Origin of the sequence: Streptomyces sp. NPDC060035 (assembly GCF_042736635.1) — a bacterium.
GTDB lineage: Bacteria > Actinomycetota > Actinomycetes > Streptomycetales > Streptomycetaceae > Streptomyces.
The window spans coordinates 24,222-44,141 of sequence record NZ_JBHWVO010000008.1 but is presented as its reverse complement, the minus strand read 5'-3'; the positions used below and the strand labels follow the sequence as shown (position 1 = coordinate 44,141).

Genomic DNA, 19,920 nt, shown 5'->3' with positions numbered 1-19,920 from the left:
GGGCGGCTCGGAAACGGCTCAGCGGGCCAGGCCCAGGGTGAGGCCGAGGCCGACCAGGACCGAGCCGATCGTGCGGTTGAGGGCCTTCTGGCGGCGCAGCATCGCGGTGCGCAGGTGTGAGTGGGAGAAGAACAGGGCCACCAGGCCGAACCACCCGAAGTGGGCGAGCGACATGAACATCCCGTAGCCCGCCTGCTGCCACAGGGCCGTGTCCGGCCCGACGACCTGGGTGAAGGTGGACACGACGAAGAGCGTGGTCTTGGGGTTCAGCACATTGGTGAGGAAGCCGGTGCGCAGGGCCCCGAGCCCGCTCAGGCTGCGCTTCTCGCCGAGGTCGACGGTGAGGTCGCCGCGGTCGAGGAAGGTGCGTACGCCGATGTAGACGAGGTAGGCGGCCCCCGCCAGCTTGATCGCGGTGAACAGGGCGGTGGACGAGGCGATCAGCAGGCCGACACCGAGCATGGTGTACGTGACGTGGACCAGGACGCCCGCGGCCACTCCGGTGGCCGCGAGCAGGCCGGTCGCGCGGCCGTAGAGGTAGCTGTTGCGGACGACCATCGCGAAGTCCGCGCCCGGGCTGATGACCGCGAGCACGGTGATGAGGGCAACGGCAAGGATCTCGGTCATGACCGGGCGCTCCTCAGTCCTTGTGCAGGGTGAACGGCGAAGGGGCCGGGTCCGGAGCAGGCGGTGCGGTGAGGTCGCGGGCCAGCAGTGTGGCCCCGGCGACGGCTCCGGGCATCAGGAAGACGGCGACGAACGGGACCAGGAAGGAGAGTGCGAGCGGGACGCCGAAGCCGAGGGCCATCAGGCGGCGACCGCGCAGCATGACGAGCCGGTCCTTCAGGACCATGCCGCGACGCTGGAGTGCCACGGCGGTGAGCTCCTCGGCAAGGAAGTAGCCGGTGACGCAGAAACCTATAGCGGGGATCACGGTCTGCCCGATGACCGGAATGAATCCGAGGGCGAAGAGCAGCACCCCGTACAGCGCGACGCGCAGCAGGATGCGGACGGAGTCGCGGGCGGAGATCCACAGCTCGCGCATGAGCGGCAGCCCCGACTCGGGCACCTCGCCGCCCTCGCTGCGGTCGACCTCCTCGGAGAGCGACTCGTAGAACGGCTGGCCGACCAGGAGGGTCACCGCGGTGAAGGTGATGACCGCCACGAACAGCCCGAGGACGAAGACCAGGACGACCAGGGTGTTCCGCAGCAGCCCCAGCCAGGGCGAGGACCAGTCGTCGGCGAAGGGGGTGGCCCAGGCGACGAAGTCGTCGCCGCCGTAGCCGAGTCCGATGAGGGCGCCCGCGTACACGACGAGTGTCACAAGGCCCGGGAGCAGGCCGAATCCGAACCACCGGCCGTGCCCGAAGGCCCAGCGCTGTCCCTTTATCAAGTAGCCGAAACCCGCCCCGAGATCACTCATGCGCGTCAGCGTACTTGCGCGAACCATTGACACTGCCCCGGGCCCGTCATTACCGTCACGCCAGCATTTCGAACGAGTGACGAAATACCGAACAGTCGAGAGGTAACAGCCGTGCGTATCACCGGAATCAGCACGCATGTCGTCGGCACGCCCTGGCGCAACCTCACCTATGTCCAGGTTCATACTGATGAGGGTCTCACCGGAGTCGGCGAGACGCGGATGCTGGGGCGCACCGATGCGCTGGTCGGCTATCTGCGGGAAGCCTCGGCCAACCACATCGAAGGCTCCGATCCGTTCGCGGTGGAGGACCTCGTACGCCGGATGAAGTACGGCGACTACGGGCGGGCCGGGGAGATCGTGATGTCCGGCATCGCGGTCGTCGAGATGGCGTGCTGGGACATCAAGGGCAAGGCCCTCGGGGTCCCGGTCTGGCAGCTGCTCGGCGGGAAGGTCACCGACCGGGTCAAGGCGTACGCCAACGGCTGGTACACCACCGAGCGCACGCCGGAGGCGTACCACAAGGCGGCGCAGGCGGTCGTGGAGCGTGGCTACCGGGCGCTGAAGATCGACCCCTTCGGTACGGGGCACTTCGAGCTCGGCCAGGAGGAGACCCGGTACGCGGTGTCCCTCATCGAGGCCGTACGGGACGCCATCGGGCCCGACACCGAGCTGATGCTGGAGATGCACGGGCGGTTCAGCCCGTCGACGGCGGTGCGGATCGCCCGCGAGATGGCACCCTTCAAGCCTGCCTGGCTGGAGGAGCCGGTGCCGCCGGAGAACCTCAAGGCGCTGAGCAAGGTGGCGGAGAAGGTCGATCTGCCGATCGCGACCGGGGAGCGCATCCACGACCGGATCGAGTTCCGTGAGCTCTTCGAGTCGCAGGCCGTCGACATCATCCAGCCGGACGTCGGCCACATCGGCGGCATCCTGGAGGCCCGCAAGCTCGCCGCGACCGCGGAGACCCACTACATGCTGATCGCCCCGCACAATGTGGGCGGTTCGGTCCTGACGGCGGCCAGTCTCCAGCTCGCGGGCTGCACGCCCAACTTCAAGATTCTCGAGCACTTCAACGACTTCGCGGACGCCGACATCAAGAAGGTCGTCAAGGGCGCGCCGCACGTCGATCCCGCCACCGGCTGCTTCGAGCTCTCCCACGCCCCCGGGCTCGGCGTGGAGCTGGATGTGGACGCCGCCGCCGAATTCCCGCAGCAGCAGGCGCGGTTCGACCTGTGGGCGGACGGCTGGGAGAAGAGGCAGCCCAAGTGAGCACGTTCTCGCGTTCGTTGACCATCGACCGGCCGGGCAGCCACCGGCTCTCCGAGGGGCCGCTCCCGGAGCCGGGTCCCGGCGAGGTCCGGGTGCACGTCGCCGCGGCCGGGATCTGCATGAGCGACCGCGAGGTGTACGACGGCCACCGGGACCCGGCCTATGTGCGTTATCCCGTCGTGCCGGGTCACGAATGGTCGGGGACCGTCGACGCCGTGGGCGAGGGTGTCGATCCCGCGCTGCGGGGGCGGCGTACGGTCGCCGAGGGCTTCCGGGCCTGCGGACGCTGTGAGCGGTGCCGGTGCGGGGAGACCTCCCTGTGCACGGCGGGGTACGACGAGACGGGCTTCACCCGGCCCGGCGCGTTCGCCGACCATGTGGTGGTCCCGGCCCGGCTGCTGCACCTGCTCGCCGACGACGCCGACCTGCGGGCCGCCGCCCTGCTGGAGCCCGCCGCGGTGATCGCGGCGGCGGTGCGGGCCGGGGCGCCCGAGCCCGGCGAGCGGGTCGCGGTACTGGGGGCGGGGACGCTGGGGCTGCTCGCGGTCCAGCTGCTGGCGGCGGTGTCGCCCGCGGAGCTGACCGTGATCGACCCGCGGGAGGAACGGGCGTCCCTGGCACTGGACTTCGGGGCGAGCGAGGCCCGTACCCCGAAGGAGGCACAGGAGGTACGGGGCCGCTACGACCTGGTCGTGGAGACCGCCGGCGCCCCGTCCACCGCGGCCGACGCGTGTCTGCTCGCGCGGCGCGGCGGGCGGGTGGTGCTCACCGGGATGTTCACCCCGGGGGCCGTGGGCATCGATCCGGTGCATCTGTCGCTGAGCCAGCTCACCGTGCGCAGCGTCTTCGGGGCACCGTCGGCGGCCTGGTCCTACGCGGTGCGGGCGTTCACGGCCGGGCTGCTCGATCCGGCACCGCTGATCACCCATGAGTTCCCGCTGGAGCGGTTCGCCGAGGCGGTGGCGCTGGTCGGCGCCGGGGGCCCGGGGACCGGGAAGGTGCTGCTGCGCCCGTGACGGGTCCGCCCTGAGATTCTCCGCACCCGCGCGTACCGGCGCACACCCCATGATCCGAACCTCGTCCGAAATACCGAACATGAAGGACCAGCCGTGAACGACGTCTCAGTCTCTTCCCCTGGTGCCATCGGCCCCCGCCGTCCCGGCGACGCCGTGCTCACCGCGCTCGGACTCGGCGCCGCGCCCCTGTCCACCGCCGACGCCTCCCCGCACTCCTTCCCCGACGGCGGGAGCTGGCGCACCGAGGTGCCGTCCGTGGAGGGGCCGGAGGCCCTCGGTGTCGTCCTGAAGGAATCCGCCCGCCTCGATGTCCCCGTGCACCGCATCAGCCAGGGCAGCGGCATCTGGATGCTGACGGACGCGGAGATCACCGAGATGGTGGAGGGCTGCGCCGAACGCGACATCGAGCTCTGCCTGTTCACCGGTCCGCGAGGGACCTGGGACACCGGCGCCTCGGTCCGTACCGACTCCGGCGGTGCCGGGCTGCGTTCCCGGGGCCACGACGCCCTGGCCGGCTGCGTCGAGGATGCCCTGCGCGCCACCGGGCTGGGCGTCACGTGCCTGCTCGTGGCCGACGAGGGGGTCCTGTGGACCCTGCACCGGCTGCGTGAGCAGGGTCTCCTGCCGGCCGGAACCACCTTCAAGGTGTCGGCGCTGATCGGACCGGTGAACCCCGCCTCGTACTCCGTGTTCGAGCAGCTCGGTGCCGACTCGATCAACATTCCCTCCGACCTGACGCTCGCCCAGCTCACCGAGATCCGCCGGGTCTCCCGGGCCCCGATGGACCTCTACATCGAGGCGCCGGACGACCTCGGCGGCTATGTGCGGATGTACGAGGTCGCCGAACTGATCCGGCGCGGCGCGCCGCTGTACCTGAAGTTCGGCCTCTCGAAGTCGCCCGGGATCTACCCGTACGGCCAGCACCTGCGGGAGCTGGCGCTGGCCACCGCCAAGGAGCGGGTACGGCGCGGCCGGCTCGCGCTGGACCTGCTCGCGCGGCACGGGGCGGACGGGGGCATGGCTCCGCTCGGCACCCGGATGCCGGGCTCGCTCAACCGGTTCGGAATCTCGTCGTAACGTTCCGGAAACTCATTCCACAAAAGAAGACACAGCCGCGCACAATCCCACACATCAATTCTCGGTCGCCTTGCCCTCAGCTTTCTGGGCGTACCGGCACCACCGGACCGAGCCCGGACCCACATCAAGGATGATGACTATGCGCAACCGCAGAGCCGCACTCGCCGCCATAGCCTCCGCTGCCTCCCTCGCCCTCACTCTGACCGCCTGCGGCCAGGGCGGCGACGGCGGCAGCAAGGAGGACAAGAGTGGCTCCGACGGCGCCACCATCGGCGTCGCGATGCCGACCAAGTCCTCCGAGCGCTGGATCTCCGACGGCGCCAACGTCGAGAAGGAGCTGAAGGCCAAGGGCTACAAGACCAAGCTCGTCTACGGCGAGGACGACCCGGACCAGCAGGTCTCGCAGATCGAGAACATGATCACGCAGGGCGTGGACGCCCTGATCATCGCCGCGATCGACAACAAGTCCCTCGGCAACGTGCTGCAGCAGGCCAAGGACGCCGACATCCCGGTGATCTCCTACGACCGGCTGATCCTCGGCACGGAGAACGTCGACTACTACGCCTCGTTCGACAACGAGAAGGTCGGCGAGCTGCAGGGCACGTACATCGTGGACAAGCTCGGTCTGAAGGACGGCAAGAAGGGCCCCTTCAACATCGAGCTGTTCGCCGGCTCCAACGACGACAACAACACCAAGTACTTCTTCAACGGCGCGATGAAGGTCCTCAAGCCGTACATGGACAAGGGCGAACTGGTCGTCCAGTCCAAGCAGACCGCCCTCAACCAGGTAACAACCCTGCGCTGGGACGGCGGCACCGCCCAAAAGCGCATGGACGACCTGCTGACGTCCGGCTACCGCAGCGCCCGGATCGACGCGGTGCTCTCGCCGTACGACGGCATCTCCGTCGGCATCCTCTCCGCCCTGAAGTCGGACGGCTACGGCACCAAGGCCAAGCCCGTGCCGGTGGTCACGGGTCAGGACGCGGAGCTCGCCTCCGTGAAGTCGATCATCGCGGGTGAGCAGACCCAGACCGTCTACAAGGACCTGCGCGAGCTCGCCAAGGTCGCCTCGGCCATGGTCGACGCCGCCCTGAACGACAAGAAGCCCGAGACCAACGACACCAAGTCCTACGACAACGGCGTCAAGGTCGTCCCCGCCTTCCTGCTGCAGCCGGTCAGCGTCGACAAGTCCAACTACAAGGAAGCCCTCATCGACGACGGCTACTACACCGAGAACGACCTCAAGTAACCGGGCTCCCTCAAGGATTGGAAGACAAGACCATGGCGGGACCCGTCCTGGAAATGCGCTCGATCGTCAAGACCTTTCCCGGTGTCAAAGCGCTCTCGGACGTCACGCTGGCTGTCCGTCAGGGCGAGGTCCACGCCATCTGCGGAGAGAACGGCGCCGGCAAGTCGACCCTGATGAAGGTGCTCTCCGGTGTCCATCCGCACGGCAGCTACGAAGGGGACGTCCTCTTCGAGAGCGAGACCTGCCGGTTCAAGGACATCCGGGCGAGCGAACAGCACGGCATCGTGATCATCCACCAGGAGCTGACGCTGGTGCCGTACCTCTCCATCGCGGAGAACATCTTCCTCGGCAACGAGCACGCCAAGCGCGGACTGATCAACTGGAACGACACCCTCAGGCATGCCGGCGAACTGCTGCGCCGGGTCGGTCTCGACGAGCACCCGGAAACCCGTGTCGCCGACATCGGCGTCGGCAAGCAGCAGCTGGTGGAGATCGCCAAGGCGCTGTCGAAGAAGGTGAAGCTGCTCATCCTCGACGAGCCGACGGCGGCGCTCAACGACGCGGACAGCGGCAAACTCCTCGACCTGATCCTCCAGCTGAAGGAACAGGGCATGACCTCGATCATCATCTCGCACAAGCTGAACGAGATCCGCCGGGTCGCCGACTCGGTCACGATCATCCGCGACGGGCGCTCCATCGAGACGCTCGACGTGAAGGCTACGGAGACGACCGAGGACCGGATCATCAGCGGGATGGTCGGCCGCGAGCTGGAGAACCGCTTCCCGGAGCGGACCCCGCACCACCCGGAGGAGGGGACCGCGCCCGCCCTGGAGATCCGCAACTGGACCGTGCACCACCCCATCGACCAGCACCGCAAGGTCGTCGACGACGTCTCGATCGAGGTGCGGCGCGGCGAGATCGTAGGTATTGCCGGGCTCATGGGCGCCGGCCGCACCGAGCTGGCGATGAGCGTCTTCGGCCGCTCCTACGGCCGGTACGCGGGCGGCACCGTCCTCAGGGACGGCACCGAGATCCGCACGAAGTCCGTCCCGGAGGCGGTCAAGCACGGCATCGCGTACGCCACCGAGGACCGCAAGCACTACGGCCTCAACCTCATCGACACCATCAACCGGAACATCTCGCTGACCGCACTGGGCAAGGTCGCCAAGCGAGGTGTGGTCGACGAGCACGGGGAACGGCAGGTGGCCGAGGGCTTCCGCACGTCCATGAACATCAAGGCGCCGACCGTCTTCGAGCCGGTGGGCAAGCTGTCCGGCGGCAACCAGCAGAAGGTCGTCCTCAGCAAGTGGATCTTCGCGGGTCCCGAGGTGCTGATCCTGGACGAGCCCACCCGCGGCATCGACGTGGGCGCCAAGTACGAGATCTACACGGTCATCGACCGGCTGGCCGCCCAGGGCAAGGCGGTCGTCTTCATATCCTCCGAACTGCCGGAGCTGCTCGGCATGTGCGACCGCATCTACACGATGGCCGCGGGACGGCTGACGGGTGAGTTCTCGCGGGCCGAGGCCTCGCAGGAAGCGCTGATGCGTCAGATGACGAAGGACAAAGAGGTAACCCGATGAGCACGGACGTGACCGCCAAGACCCCGGCCCCCGCGCCGCCCGGCAGAGGCGGTTCGGCCTCCGACGACAGCCTGCTGCAGCTGATACTCGGCGGCATGCGCCGCAACATGCGCCAGTACGGCATGCTGATGGCTCTCGGCCTGATCGTGGTGCTGTTCGCGGTGTGGTCGAACGGCGACCTGCTGCTGCCGCGCAACGTCTCCAACCTGGTGCTGCAGAACAGCTACATCCTGATCCTCGCGATCGGCATGATGCTCGTCATCATCGCGGGCCACATCGACCTCTCGGTCGGCTCGCTGACCGCGTTCATCGGCGCGATGGCCGCCGTACTGATGGTCGAACACGATCTCCCCTGGCCACTCGCGGTGGTGCTGTGCCTGGCCATCGGAGCCGTAGCGGGCGCGGTGCAGGGGTTCTTCATCGCCTACCTCGGCATACCGTCGTTCATCGTGACCCTCGCGGGCATGCTGCTCTTCCGCGGCCTGACGGAGATCTTCCTGAAGGGCCAGACCCTCGGCCCCTTCCCGAAGGGCCTGCAGAAGATCGCCAACGGGTTCCTGCCCGAGGTCGGCCCCACCACCAACTACCACAACCTCACCCTGCTGCTGGGCCTCGCCCTGATCGTCTTCGTGGTGTTCCAGGAGGTCCGCGACCGCAAGCGCCAGCAGGAGTTCGCCCTCGACGTGCCGCCGGCCAAGCTGTTCCTGCTGAAACTGGTCGCACTGGTCTCGGCCGTCCTCACTGTCACGCTGCTGCTCGCCAGCTACAAGGGCGCCCCGGTCGTGCTGCTCATCCTCGGCGTGCTGGTCGTCGGGTTCGGCTACCTGATGCGCAACGCGATCATCGGCCGCCACATCTACGCCATCGGCGGCAACCTGCCCGCGGCCAAGCTGTCGGGCGTGAGGGACAAGAAGGTCACCTTCCTGGTCTTCCTGAACATGGGCATGCTCGCGGCCCTGGCGGGTCTGGTCTTCGCCGCCCGCTTCAACGCGGCCTCGCCCAAGGCGGGCCTCAACTTCGAGCTGGAGGCCATCGCCGCCTCGTTCATCGGCGGCGCGTCGATGAGCGGCGGCGTCGGCACGGTCCTCGGCGCGATCATCGGTGGCGTGGTCCTGGGTGTGCTGAACAACGGTATGAACCTCGTCGGTATCGGCACCGACTACCAGCAGGTCATCAAGGGCTTCGTCCTGCTGGCCGCGGTCGGCTTCGACGTCTGGAACAAGCGCAAGGTCGGTTCGTAACACCCCTTCTGACAACAGGAGTTGTTTCAATGACCGGAACCAGTAGACGCACCGTCCTGGCGGCCACGGCCGCTGCCGGGCTGGCCGTCGCGGCGGGCGCCCCCGCCCACGCCACGACGGCCGGACGCACCCCGTCCAGGGAACTGTTCGGCACGCTCGCCGACGGTACGAAGGTGTACCGCTGGACGCTCTCCAACGGAGGGACCCGGCTGAAGGTCCTGTCGTACGGAGGGGTCGTCCAGTCACTCGAGATACCCGACCGGCGGGGCCGTACGGCGAACGTGTCGCTCGGCTTCGACAACCTCCCGGACTACCCGGCGAAGTCTCCGTACTTCGGCGGTCTGATCGGGCGGTTCGGCAACCGCATCGCGGAGGGACGCTTCACGCTCGACGGCGTCACGCACCAACTGCCCGTCAACGACGGGCCGAACAGCCTGCACGGCGGCGACCGGGGCTTCGACAAGCGGGTCTGGGACATCGAGCCGTTCACCGCGCACGGAGAGGTCGGTCTGGTCCTGAGCCGGACCAGCCCGGACGGGGAGGCGGGCTACCCGGGGACGCTCGCCGTCCGCGTCGTCTACGCACTCACGGCGCGCGGCGAGTGGCGGATCGACTACTCCGCCACCACCGACAAGGCCACCGTTCTCAACCTCACCAGCCACACCTACTTCAACCTGGCGGGCGAGGGCAGCGGCAGCATCGACGGCCACGTCCTGGAACTGGCCGCCTCGCACTACACACCGGTGGGCTCGACCCTCATTCCGACGGGCGAACTCGCGAAGGTCGCCCGTACGCCCTTCGACTTCCGGCGGGCCGGGGTGATCGGCGAGGCCGTCCGCACGCCCCACGAGCAGATCGGATACGGGCAGGGCATCGACCACAACTACGTACTGGACAAGGGGCTCACGAGCCGCCCCGAGTACGCGCTGACCGTCACGGAGCCGGGCTCGGGCCGGGTGATGAAGATGTACACGACGGAGCCGGGTATGCAGTTCTACTCCGGCAACTTCCTGGACGGCACGCTGACCGGGACCTCGGGCCGGGTCTACCGCCAGGGCGACGCGTTCTGCCTGGAGTCCCAGCACTTCCCGGACTCCCCCAACCAGCCGTCGTTCCCCTCGACGGTGCTGCGCCCCGGTGACACGTACCGCTCGACGACGGTGCACGCGTTCTCGACGCGCTGACCGCGGCCCCTGGAGCGGCGCCCCCCTGGCTGGGGGGCGCCGCTCCTTGCTGTCAGACCAGCCGGATCATGTTCCAGGACATCGGTTCCAGGGTGGCCCTGAGCGTGCCGTCGGCCAGCACGGTGCCCTCGGCGGCGTGCGGGGCGACCCGCTCGGGCTCGGTGAGGGTGTTGCGGGCCTCGGGGTCGGCGTCGGCGACGACCTGATGCTCGGCCACCGCGCTCAGGTCCAGCCCGTGCAGAGCCACTTCGAGCGGCAGTGCGTCGTTCTGGCTGCGGTTGACCGCGAAGACGGTGACCGCCCCCGACTCCGGGTCACGTACGGCGGTGGCGTGCAGCAGATCGGCCTCGCCGTACTTCGCCGTCCCGTACGTGGGTGAGTCCACCCGTACGTCCAGGACCTGGCCCCGCCCGTAGCGCGCGGCCTGGGCGAAGGGGAAGAAGGTCGTCTGCCGCCAGGCGGGACCGCCGGGCTCGGTCATGATCGGCGCGATCACGTTGACCAGCTGGGCGAGGCAGGCGACGGTGACCCGGTCGGCGTGGCGCAGCAGCGCGATGAGCAGACTGCCGAAGACGACGGCGTCCGTGACGCTGTAGTTGTCCTCCAGCAGCCGCGGGGCCTCGGGCCAGTCGAGCGGACTCTCCGCCGTGTCCTGCTGGTGGCGGGCCATGTACCAGACGTTCCACTCGTCGAAGGAGAGGTTGATCTTCTTGGTGGACTTCAGGCGGGCGCCGATGTGGTCGCAGGTGGCGACGACGCTCTCGATGAAGGACTCCATGTCCACGGCCGAGGCGAGGAACGAGCCGCGGTCGCCGTCGGTCTCCTCGTAGTAGGCGTGCAGGGAGACGTAGTCGACGAGGTCGTACGTCTCGGCGAGCACCGTCGCCTCCCACGCGGCGAACGTCGGCATGCCGCGGCTGGAGGAGCCGCAGGCGACGAGTTCGACGGACGGGTCGATCTGGCGCATCGCGCGGGCCGTCTCGGCGGCGAGGCGCCCGTACTCCTCCGCGGTCTTGTGGCCGGTCTGCCAGGGGCCGTCCATCTCGTTGCCCAGGCACCACAGCTTGATCCCGAAGGGGTCCTTGTCGCCGTGCGCGATGCGGCGGTCGGAGAGTTCCGTGCCGGCCGGGTGGTTGGCGTACTCCTGGAGCTGAATGGCTTCCTGCACGCCGCGGGTGCCGAGGTTGACGGCGAGCATCGGCTCGGCCTGCGGGCCGATCTTCCGGAGGAAGTCGATGTACTCGGAGAGGCCGAAACGGTTCGTCTCGGTGGAGCGCCAGGCCAGGTCGAGGCGGCGGGGGCGCTCGTCGACGGGGCCGACGCTGTCCTCCCAGCGGTAGCCGGAGACGAAGTTGCCGCCCGGGTAGCGGATGGCGGTGACGCCGAGCTCGCGGACGAGGTCCAGGACGTCGGTGCGCAGCCCGGCCTCGTCGGCGGACGGGTGGCCGGGTTCGTAAATGCCGTCGTAGACGCAGCGGCCGAGGTGCTCGACAAAGGATCCGTAGAGCCGGGGGTCGACGTCGCCGACGGTGAAGGCGGGGTCGAGGGTGAAGCGCGCGGTGCGGGTCATGACTTCCTCACGGGTCGACCGGTCCTGTTCGATATATCGAATGTTGCTCGTCACTTCGAACGGACCGTAGGGTCCAACCTCCGCGAAGGTCAATGCTCTTGCGCATTTTCACCCCCGGACACGGCCGAGGGCCGCACCCCTGCCATGGGGTGCGGCCCTCGGACGTACGCGGTGCCCGGTCAGGCGACCGACAGCTCGACCTTGATGTTGCCACGGGTGGCGTTCGAGTACGGGCACACCTGGTGCGCCTTCTCGATGAGCGACTGGGCGGTGGCCCGGTCGACGTTCGGGATGGAGGCGGTGATGGCCACCTCCAGACCGAAACCGCCGGCCCCGGTCTTGCCGATGGAGACCGACGCGGTCACCGTCGAGCCGGTGATGTCCGCCTTCTCCTTGCGGGCGACCACACCGAGCGCGCCCTGGAAGCAGGCGCTGTAGCCGGCCGCGAAGAGCTGCTCGGGGTTGGTGCCCGCACCGCTGCCGCCCATCGCCTTCGGCGGGTTGACGACGACGTCGAGGTTGCCGTCGTCGGAGGAGACGCGGCCGTCACGGCCGTTGTCCGCGGTGGCGACAGCGGTGTAGGCCACGTCTATGTGCTCAATGGTCATGCCGGGAATCCTCCTGCTGATGCGCCGCGACTCGCGCCCACGGACCGCGACGGCCGGGCACCGAGCCTAACGGGTGGGGTCGAGCGAGACGATCATCTTGCCGGTGTTCTCGCCGCGCAGGAGGCCGAGGAACGCGTCGAAACCGTGCTCGATGCCCTCGACCTTCGTCTCGTTGTACTTGAGCTCACCGGAGGCGAGCCAGCCGGCCACCTCCTGGACGAACTGCGGCTGGAGCGCGGCGTGATCGCCGACGAGCACGCCCTGCAGGCGCAGCCGCTTGCCGATGACGAGCGCGAGGTTGCGCGGGGCGGGGGTGGGCTCGGTGGCGTTGTACTGCGCGATCATTCCGCAGATGGTCGCGCGGCCGTGCACGTTGAACGAGGAGAGCGCGGCCTCCAGGTGCTCGCCGCCGACGTTGTCGAAGTAGACGTCGATGCCGTCCGGAGCGGCCTCGCGGAGCTGGTCCCTGACGGGGCCGTTCTTGTAGTTGAAGGCCGCGTCGAAGCCGTACTCCTCGACGAGGAGCTTGACCTTCTCGTCGGAGCCGGCCGAACCGATGACCCGCGAGGCACCCTTGAGCTTCGCCATCTGACCGACCTGGCTGCCGACCGCACCGGCAGCGCCGGAGACGAACACGGCGTCGCCCTCCTTGAAGGAGGCGACCTCGAACAGGCCCGCGTAGGCGGTGAGCCCGGGCATGCCGAGCACGCCGAGGTAGGCGGAGAGCGGGGCGAGCGAGGCGTCGACCTTCACCGCGTGCTTGGCGGGGACCGAGGCGTACTCGCGCCAGCCGAGACCGTGCAGGACGTGGTCGCCCACGGCGAAGCCCTCGGCCTCGGAGGCGATGACCTCACCGACCGCGCCGCCGTCCATGGGGTGGTCGAGCTTGAAGGGCGGGGTGTACGACTTCACGTCGTTCATCCGGCCCCGCATGTACGGGTCGACCGAGAAGTGCAGGTTGCGGACGAGGACGCGACCCTCACCGGGAGCGGTCACCGGTGCCTCGCGCAGCGCGAAATCCTTGGCCTCGGGCCAGCCGTGCGGGCGGGCGACAAGGTGCCATTCACGGCTGGACGTGGGAAGTGCTGCAGACATGGGCTCGGGTTCTCCTCGGCGTCTCACAGGGCGGAAGCAAGAAATGCTTCATGACATGAAACAACCATGCGCCCAGATATTTCACCTTGTCAAGTAATTGGGTATCCTGAACGTCATGGCCACCTCACATACGGACCCTCTGACCCTCGAAGTCATCGAACTCATCGGTGGCGTCGTGGCGCGCTACCACGAGGAGTACGACCGGGCTGCGGCGACGCACGCTCTGACCGGTGCGCAGGCCAGGGTCCTCGGACTGCTCTCGCTCCAGCCGATGCCCATGCGCAGGATCGCCCAGAAGCTCAAGTGCGAACCGTCGAACGTCACGGGCATCGTCGACCGCCTGGAGCTCCGCGGTCTGGTGGAGCGCCGCCCCGACCCGGGCGACCGACGGGTGAAGCTGGCCGCCCCGACAAAGGATGGCATCCGGACGGCCCGGCAGCTGCGGGACGCGCTCGACTTCGCCCGGGAGCCGCTCGCCGAGCTGTCGGACGCGGAGCGGTCGGTGCTGCGGGACCTGCTGCGCCGGATGCTCGGCGCGGACGCGAGCGGGGACGCCGAGGCCGCGGCGTAGCTACCGCCGGCGGGCACCCCGCGCTCTCACGCCTCTCACACGCAGATGAACAGCCACCACGTGCACGTCTCGGTCGGCGACGGAGTCGGGTCGGGGTCCCTCGGGGGTTCCGACTGCGTCGGGCCGGATGTCGGCTCCCCAGGGCTCGACGGCTCGGCCGGTGCCTCGGTGTCGTCCGGATCCGTGGGCGACGGGGAGGGCGAGGCGTCCGCCGGAGCGGAGGCCGACGCAGACTCCTCCGGCGCGGCCGAGCCGCTCGGCCCCTCACCGGTTCCGGAGCTGTGGGAGTCGGCGGCGGGGACCACGGGGGAACCGTCCACCGGCGCCGGGTCGTCGGGCACCGCACTCGCCGAAAGGTCCGGCACAGGGTCGGCCGCGGCCGTCGTCGACTCGCTCACGTAGTCGGCGGCGCCGTCGTCGCCGTCCGGTTCGATGGCCAGCTCGGCCAGGCTCAGCGCGCCGACGGCGAGCACGACGCCGATCCCCGCCAGCAGGATCCCGCGACCGCGGCGGCGGCGTGCACGACGGCCGCGCCCACGCCCTTGGGCAGCGGCGATCCGGGCACGACGGCGGTGCCCTCCGGACCCGGAGGGCACGAGCGTTTCGCCCAGCAGTTCCGGCTCGTGACCGGAGAATGCCGGATCGGCGTAGGGGGCCAGCGCATCGGCGGGCGTTCCGCAACCGGCGCAGGCCAGGGCGCCGTTGAGGTGCCGTCGGCACGGGTGGCAGTAATCCATGGCGCCCGCAGACTAGACGCGCAAGGAACAACGGAGGAAGCCGCTCAGGTGAGGATCCTGTGTGGAAGCACCGATTCCGAAGCGCGCCGTCCGATACGCGTGAGAAGCGGCAGGATGGGCGCCATGACCGCTCCCGCCCCGTTCGGGCCCCTCCAGTTCCAGCTCGTCCTGCTGCGCCGGATGGCCGATCATCAGCCGGATCTGGTGGAGGACGCCCGCCACGAACTGAGCGCCTCGCTCGCCGAGATGCGGGAGGCGAACCGGCGCTGGCAGGCCATGCTCCGCGCCCCCCGCGGCCGGGGCGCACTGCGCCGCTACCGCTCCGTACTCGGCGAGCCCGAGAGCTCGGTACGCCGCAAGGTCGGCGACCTGGAGTGCGACGCGCTGCTGTGGCCGCTGCCGCTCTGGCCCGGTCTGCGGTTCGAGGTGATGGCCGGCCCCGGCGGGGCCGTATGGAACGAGTGGCTGGTCAGGGCCCCGGGGGCGGCCGGTCCCGAGCTCCGTACGACCGGGGACCTGCACCCCTGGTCGTGCACGGTGGACGAGGTGGCCCGCGCCTTCGCACCGGCCCGCCCGATGGAGGGCAGCGCGCCGACCCGGTGGGCGCTGGCCCTCACCGACCCGGCCGACCACCGGCCGTACGTCGCCGAGTTCACCTGGGGCCTGTTCCAGCGGCTGCTCCCCGGCACGGTCTGAGATCCGGCGCCCCGTCCGAGATCCGGCGCCCCGTCCGATAACTGGCGCCCCGTCAGCACCGGGTCCCTCCTACGGCTCACCCAGCGTGCGCGGCGCCTTCACCGGCGCGACGATGCCAGGAGAGCCGGCTGCCGCCGGTACCCCCCGTCAGCGCTCTCGGGAGAACCTGCCGTGACCGTCAGTCTTGAGCAGTTGCGCCGTTGCCATGTCGCCGTCGATCTCGGGGCCGCGAGGACCCGCGTGTACATCAAGGGGGTGGGGCTCGTCGTCGACGAGCCCAGTGTCGCCGCCGTTAACACCCGTACCGGTTCGCTCATCGCCGTCGGCGCCCTCGCCGAACAGATGACCGGCCGCACGCCCGCGTACATCCGGGTGGTCCGCCCGGTCTCCGGCGGAACCGTCGTCGACATCGACATGGCCCAGCGCATGCTGCGCCATCTCCTCGGCGAGAAGCTCCGCCGCCAGCTGCGCCGCAAGCCCCGGCTGCGCGCGGCCGCCTGCACCCCGCACGACAGCGATCCGCTGGCCCAGCGGGCGACCGTCGAGACCCTCGTCGGGCTCGGCGCGCGCCGGGTGGAGCTGGTCGACACCCTGATCGCGGCGGCCGTCGGCTGCGGGCTGCCGGTGGAACAGCCCACCGCCACCATGATCATGGTGTGCGGGGCGGCCACCACCCAGATCGCGGTGCTCTCGCTCGGCTCGATCGTGACGGCCGTACGCATCCCGATCGGCGGCGAGGCCATCGACCACGCGGTGATCCAGCATCTTCGCCAGCACCACGAGCTGATGCTGCCCAGCCAGTCCGTGCGGCCCCTGCAGCTGGCGCTCAGCGGCAACGGTCTGACACTGAACGGTCCGGCGATGACGGAGATCCACGGCCGTGACGTGGCCACCGGCCTGGCCCGTTCGGTACAGGTCGACACCGCTGCCGTACGGAAGGCGATCCACACCCCGCTCACCGCCGTGCTGGACGGTCTGGGCAAGGTGCTGCGCGACTGCCCGCCCGATCTGGTGGCCGACATCGCGGACTCCGGGATCATGATGGTCGGCGGCAGCGCCCTGCTTCCCGGGCTCGACCAGATGCTGCGCGACGCCACCGGGGTGCCCGTACACATCGCCGAGCGGCCCGACGTGTGTTCCGTGCTCGGGCTCGGCGCCATGCTCGACGGCAAGGTGCAGCCGCTGGTCCTCGCCCCGATCGCCGGCTGAGCCCCGGCGGGTTTCCGTATGGCCGAGGCAGATCTCGAACTGCGCACCACGCTCCAGCACATCGTGGACACCGCCACGGCGCTGACCGAGGCACGCTACGGCGCCCTGACCATCCTCGAACCGGAGAACCGCCGCGTCACCGACCTGTTCACCACCGGCATGACCGACGCCGAACGCCTGCGGCTCGGCCCTCTCCCGGACGGGCACGAGGGAGTCCTGGGGGTGCTCGTCGACGACCCGCAGCCGCTGCGCCTCGACGATCTGACGACCGACCCGCGCTCCTCGGGCATGCCCCCCGGACACCCTTTGATGCACTCCGTCCTCGGGGCCCCCGTCCGGGTGCACACCGAGGTCCTCGGCAGTCTCGCCGTCACCGAGCGGCGCTCCGGACGCTTCACCGACACGGATCTGGCGCTGCTGAGGCTGCTCGCCTCCCAGGCCGGTGCGGCGATCGGCGGTGCCCATCTGTACGAGGCGGCGCGGCAGCGGGAGCGCTGGATCGAAGGAACCGCCGCGGTCACCCGGGCACTGCTGACCGGCACCGCTACGACGGACGCCCTGATGACGGTCGCCGAACGGGCCAGGATGCTCGCCGGGGCATCGGCCGGGGTGATCCTCCAGCCGACCGGGGACGGCGGCATGGAGATCGTCACCGCTTCCACGCTCGATGATCCGGCCGGCCTCGTCGGCACCGTCATCGAGCCCGGCTCCCCCGTCCTCGTCCAGCTGCTGGGCGGCGAGGAGGTCTTCATCGAGGACTCGGCCACCGACCCGCGGATGACGACACACGTACGCTCCCGGTTCGGACCCAGCATGATGCTGCCGCTGCAGAGCGGCGGCCGGCTGATCGGCACCCTGGCCCTCCCCCGGCGGCGCGGCGACCGCCCGTACACGGCGGTGGACCGGTTGTTGGCCTCACAGTTCGCCTCCCAGGCGGCGCTGGCCCTGGTCATGGCGGACGCCCAGCACTACCGGGAGCAGCTCGCGGTCTACGAGGACCGTGACCGGATCGCCCGCGATCTCCACGATCTCGTCGTACAACGTCTGTTCGCGACCGAGATGATGCTGGAGTCGACCCGCCGCAAGAACGTGTCGGGGGACAGCGAGACCGATGAGCTGCTCAGCAGGGCCGTCGACGAGCTGGACTCCACCATCCAGGAGGTCAGGACCGCGATCTTCGCGCTCCAGCAGCCGCCTGCCGACGCCCCCACCACCTTTCGCGGCAAGGTGCTGCGCGAGACCGGAGGTGCGGCGGCGGTGCTCGGCTTCCAGCCGTCGGTGCACTTCGCGGGGCCGGTGGACGCCCTGGTGCCGGCACCGGTGGATCAGCAGCTGCTCACCGTGCTGCGCGGAGCGCTGGCCACCGCGCACCGGCGCGCGGGGGTGTCGGCCATCGAGGTCGAGGTGGATGCGACGGCGCGGGAGCCCGACGGGCGCGCGGCGGTGCGTCTGGTGGTGGCCGACGACGGGCGCGCCGAGGACGGCACGCGGTCGCCGACCGTCATTTGGCAGGCGCCGCTCTGAGCGCGATCCGGGTGTTGGAGTGGGCGACACCCGCGTCCCGTTTGAGCCGGCGCAGCAGCGCGTCCAGGGAGCCGGGGTCGGCGGCCGTGGCCCGTACGAGATAGTCGTGGGTGCCCGTCACGTGCACCACCTCGGTGATGCCGGGCAGCATGAGCACGGAGCGTTCGAACTCCTCGTTCGTCGTGTCGAGGCGCAGGGTCACATCGATGAAGACGACGAGGCCCGAACGGGTGTCGGCGGCCGGGTCGACGATGACGGTGAAGCCGCGGATCACCCCGTCACGGCGCATGTGGCGTACGCGGTCGCCCGCAGCGTTGGCGCTGAGCCCCACGCGTACACCCAGATCGCGGTACGAGATCCGGGCGTCCTCCTGGAGGATGCCGAGGATCTCTCTGTCCAGCCGGTCCATACCAGCGATTGTCGCAGCACCGGCCCGGAAGCGGCGGCCGAGCGGTGCCGGGCAGTGCCCCGGGAGTGCCGCATCACCAAGGGGCGCCTACCGGGAGAAGGTCTCCTCGTATGGAGCAGTCCCACGGGCCCTCCCCGCCCGTGCGCACTTGACTTACCGTGTGGATACAGCTGGCAAGCAGGCCCCCGCCCCGGACCGGAAACAGTCCGCGTCTGCGTACCGCAATCTGATCGTGGCCACCGTCGGCTTCACCCTCACCTTCTGGGCGTGGAACCTGATCGCCCCGATGTCCGGGGACTACAAGGAACGGCTCGGGCTCGATTCGTTCCAGCAATCGTTCCTCGTCGCGGTGCCCGTGCTCGTGGGTTCGCTGGGCCGGATCCCGGTGGGCGCGCTGACCGACAGATTCGGCGCCCGGCTGATGTTCCCCGTGGTGTCGGCGCTGACGATCATCCCCGTACTGCTGCTGATCCCGGCGAAGAACTCCTACGGGGCGATGCTCGCCGTGGGCTTCCTGCTCGGTCTGGGCGGTACGACGTTCGCGATCGGTATCCCGCTGGTCAACTCGTGGTTCCCGCCCGCGAAGCGGGGGCTCGCCCTCGGTGTGTTCGGGATGGGCATGGGCGGCGTCGCACTGTCCGGCTACTTCACGCCGCGCATCGCGAAGCACAGTGACAATCTGCCGTTCCTGATCGTCGCCGGGGCGCTCGTGGTGTATTCGCTGCTCGCCGCCGTCCTGATCACGGACCGCCCGGACCGGCAGGTGCCGACGGACTCGCTCGCCCACAGGCTGGGGCAGGCGGGCCGGCTGCGGGTCACCTGGGAGCTGTCCGCGCTGTACGCGATCGGCTTCGGCGGCATCGTCGCGTTCGGGGTGTACCTGCCGACGTATCTGAAGACCTGGTACGACATGTCGCCGACCGAGGCGGGCACCAAGGCGGCCGGGTTCGCGCTGGTCACGGTGATCTTCCGGCCGGTCGGCGGCTGGCTCTCGGACCGGATCCACCCGGCCCTGGTCACGGCGGCGGCACTGCTCACCGCGGCCCTCATGGCGATCGTCCAGGCCTTCGACCCCGGCCTGGATCCGGTCGGCACGATCGCGCTGCTCTGCATGGCGGCGGGGCTCGGCACCGCGAGCGGCAGTGTGTTCGCCCTGGTCTCGCAGGTGACACCGCAGGCCAAGGTGGGCAGCGTGACGGGCATCGTCGGTGCGATGGGCGGTCTCGGCGGTTTCGTACCGCCGCTGGTGATGGGCGCGATCTACAGCGCGAAGGGCTCGTACTCGATCGGCTTCATGCTGCTGTCCGACCTGGCGCTGGCCGGCTGTGTGTACGCGTACGGACGGATGCGGACCCTGCGGCCGACGGAATGAGCGCTCGGGGAAGAGGACGGCGGCGCCCAGCCGTCCACCCGCTCGGCGTGCGGCCGCGCGCCGCGCCGGCCGGGCGCGGTGGCACCCGCG

19 protein-coding genes are annotated in these 19,920 nt (G+C 69.7%); 12 read left to right on the top strand and 7 right to left on the bottom strand.

All coding sequences use genetic code 11. From position 1 onward, the window contains the following. Positions 1-18: 18 nt before the first annotated feature. Complete coding sequence (locus ACFWBQ_RS14820) at positions 19-627, bottom strand: LysE family translocator (RefSeq protein ID WP_385487858.1); 609 nt, start codon at positions 625-627, stop codon at positions 19-21. A gap of 13 nt (positions 628-640) precedes the next feature. Beyond that, positions 641-1,423 carry an EI24 domain-containing protein gene (locus ACFWBQ_RS14815; RefSeq protein WP_385487856.1) on the bottom strand — a complete coding sequence of 261 codons (783 nt, stop codon included), beginning with the start codon at positions 1,421-1,423 and terminating at the stop codon, positions 641-643. Between the two features lie 111 nt (positions 1,424-1,534). Between ACFWBQ_RS14815 and ACFWBQ_RS14810 the strand changes: the two genes are divergently transcribed. The 7 genes from ACFWBQ_RS14810 (at position 1,535) to ACFWBQ_RS14780 (ending at position 10,039) form a co-directional block, all read left to right on the top strand. Beyond that, positions 1,535-2,689: a mandelate racemase/muconate lactonizing enzyme family protein gene (locus tag ACFWBQ_RS14810; protein ID WP_385487854.1), complete on the top strand. Its 1,155-nt coding sequence runs from the start codon at positions 1,535-1,537 to the stop codon at positions 2,687-2,689. After that, positions 2,686-3,705 carry a zinc-binding dehydrogenase gene (locus ACFWBQ_RS14805; protein WP_385487852.1) on the top strand — a complete coding sequence of 340 codons (1,020 nt, stop codon included), beginning with the start codon at positions 2,686-2,688 and terminating at the stop codon, positions 3,703-3,705. The genes ACFWBQ_RS14810 and ACFWBQ_RS14805 overlap by 4 nt, the downstream gene beginning before the upstream one ends. Before the next feature lie 93 nt (positions 3,706-3,798). After that, positions 3,799-4,782, top strand: a complete 984-nt coding sequence (locus ACFWBQ_RS14800; protein WP_385487850.1) for a hypothetical protein — start codon at positions 3,799-3,801, stop codon at positions 4,780-4,782. Positions 4,783-4,921: 139 nt separating this feature from the next. Then, positions 4,922-6,031 carry a multiple monosaccharide ABC transporter substrate-binding protein gene (gene chvE / locus ACFWBQ_RS14795; protein WP_385487848.1) on the top strand — a complete coding sequence of 370 codons (1,110 nt, stop codon included), beginning with the start codon at positions 4,922-4,924 and terminating at the stop codon, positions 6,029-6,031. Between the two features lie 32 nt (positions 6,032-6,063). Then, on the top strand, positions 6,064-7,614 hold the full coding sequence (gene mmsA / locus ACFWBQ_RS14790; protein ID WP_385487846.1) for a multiple monosaccharide ABC transporter ATP-binding protein: 1,551 nt from the start codon (positions 6,064-6,066) through the stop codon (positions 7,612-7,614). Beyond that, a complete protein-coding gene (gene mmsB, locus ACFWBQ_RS14785) occupies positions 7,611-8,855 on the top strand; it encodes a multiple monosaccharide ABC transporter permease (protein ID WP_385487844.1) in 1,245 nt (414 codons plus the stop codon). The genes mmsA and mmsB overlap by 4 nt, the downstream gene beginning before the upstream one ends. A gap of 29 nt (positions 8,856-8,884) precedes the next feature. After that, a complete protein-coding gene (locus tag ACFWBQ_RS14780; protein ID WP_385487842.1) occupies positions 8,885-10,039 on the top strand; it encodes an aldose epimerase family protein in 1,155 nt (384 codons plus the stop codon). Between the two features lie 52 nt (positions 10,040-10,091). Here ACFWBQ_RS14780 and ACFWBQ_RS14775 read toward each other — a convergent pair whose 3' ends face one another. From ACFWBQ_RS14775 to ACFWBQ_RS14765, 3 genes are all read right to left on the bottom strand, one after another. Then, on the bottom strand, positions 10,092-11,609 hold the full coding sequence (locus ACFWBQ_RS14775) for an alpha-N-arabinofuranosidase (protein ID WP_385487840.1): 1,518 nt from the start codon (positions 11,607-11,609) through the stop codon (positions 10,092-10,094). 179 nt (positions 11,610-11,788) lie between these two features. Then, the gene (locus ACFWBQ_RS14770; protein ID WP_385487838.1) at positions 11,789-12,217 is read right to left on the bottom strand and encodes an organic hydroperoxide resistance protein; all 429 of its coding nucleotides are present in this window, start codon (positions 12,215-12,217) and stop codon (positions 11,789-11,791) included. A gap of 66 nt (positions 12,218-12,283) precedes the next feature. Continuing rightward, positions 12,284-13,312, bottom strand: coding sequence for an NADP-dependent oxidoreductase (locus ACFWBQ_RS14765; RefSeq protein ID WP_385487836.1), 1,029 nt, complete (start codon positions 13,310-13,312; stop codon positions 12,284-12,286). 115 nt (positions 13,313-13,427) lie between these two features. Between ACFWBQ_RS14765 and ACFWBQ_RS14760 the strand changes: the two genes are divergently transcribed. Continuing rightward, entirely contained in the window at positions 13,428-13,883 is a 456-nt protein-coding gene (locus ACFWBQ_RS14760) for a MarR family winged helix-turn-helix transcriptional regulator (RefSeq protein ID WP_385487834.1), read from the top strand. A 35-nt stretch (positions 13,884-13,918) separates the two neighbouring features. On the opposite strand, the gene ACFWBQ_RS14755 is transcribed toward ACFWBQ_RS14760, so the two are convergent. Continuing rightward, positions 13,919-14,620 (bottom strand): hypothetical protein, encoded by a 702-nt coding sequence (locus ACFWBQ_RS14755; protein WP_385487832.1) that lies wholly within the window; start codon positions 14,618-14,620, stop codon positions 13,919-13,921. Positions 14,621-14,743: 123 nt separating this feature from the next. Between ACFWBQ_RS14755 and ACFWBQ_RS14750 the strand changes: the two genes are divergently transcribed. The 3 genes from ACFWBQ_RS14750 to ACFWBQ_RS14740 all read left to right on the top strand — a co-directional run bounded on the left by ACFWBQ_RS14750 (position 14,744) and on the right by ACFWBQ_RS14740 (position 18,049). Continuing rightward, positions 14,744-15,316 (top strand): hypothetical protein, encoded by a 573-nt coding sequence (locus ACFWBQ_RS14750; protein WP_385487830.1) that lies wholly within the window; start codon positions 14,744-14,746, stop codon positions 15,314-15,316. Between the two features lie 171 nt (positions 15,317-15,487). After that, entirely contained in the window at positions 15,488-16,525 is a 1,038-nt protein-coding gene (locus ACFWBQ_RS14745) for a rod shape-determining protein (RefSeq protein WP_385487828.1), read from the top strand. An 18-nt stretch (positions 16,526-16,543) separates the two neighbouring features. Further along, positions 16,544-18,049 carry a GAF domain-containing protein gene (locus ACFWBQ_RS14740; RefSeq protein WP_385487826.1) on the top strand — a complete coding sequence of 502 codons (1,506 nt, stop codon included), beginning with the start codon at positions 16,544-16,546 and terminating at the stop codon, positions 18,047-18,049. On the opposite strand, the gene ACFWBQ_RS14735 is transcribed toward ACFWBQ_RS14740, so the two are convergent. Next, positions 18,027-18,458, bottom strand: a complete 432-nt coding sequence (locus ACFWBQ_RS14735; RefSeq protein WP_385487824.1) for an Lrp/AsnC family transcriptional regulator — start codon at positions 18,456-18,458, stop codon at positions 18,027-18,029. The genes ACFWBQ_RS14740 and ACFWBQ_RS14735 overlap by 23 nt on opposite strands. A 160-nt stretch (positions 18,459-18,618) precedes the next feature. On the opposite strand from ACFWBQ_RS14735, the gene ACFWBQ_RS14730 reads away from it, so the two are divergent. Further along, a complete protein-coding gene (locus ACFWBQ_RS14730; protein ID WP_385487822.1) occupies positions 18,619-19,830 on the top strand; it encodes a nitrate/nitrite transporter in 1,212 nt (403 codons plus the stop codon). Positions 19,831-19,920: the final 90 nt, after the last annotated feature.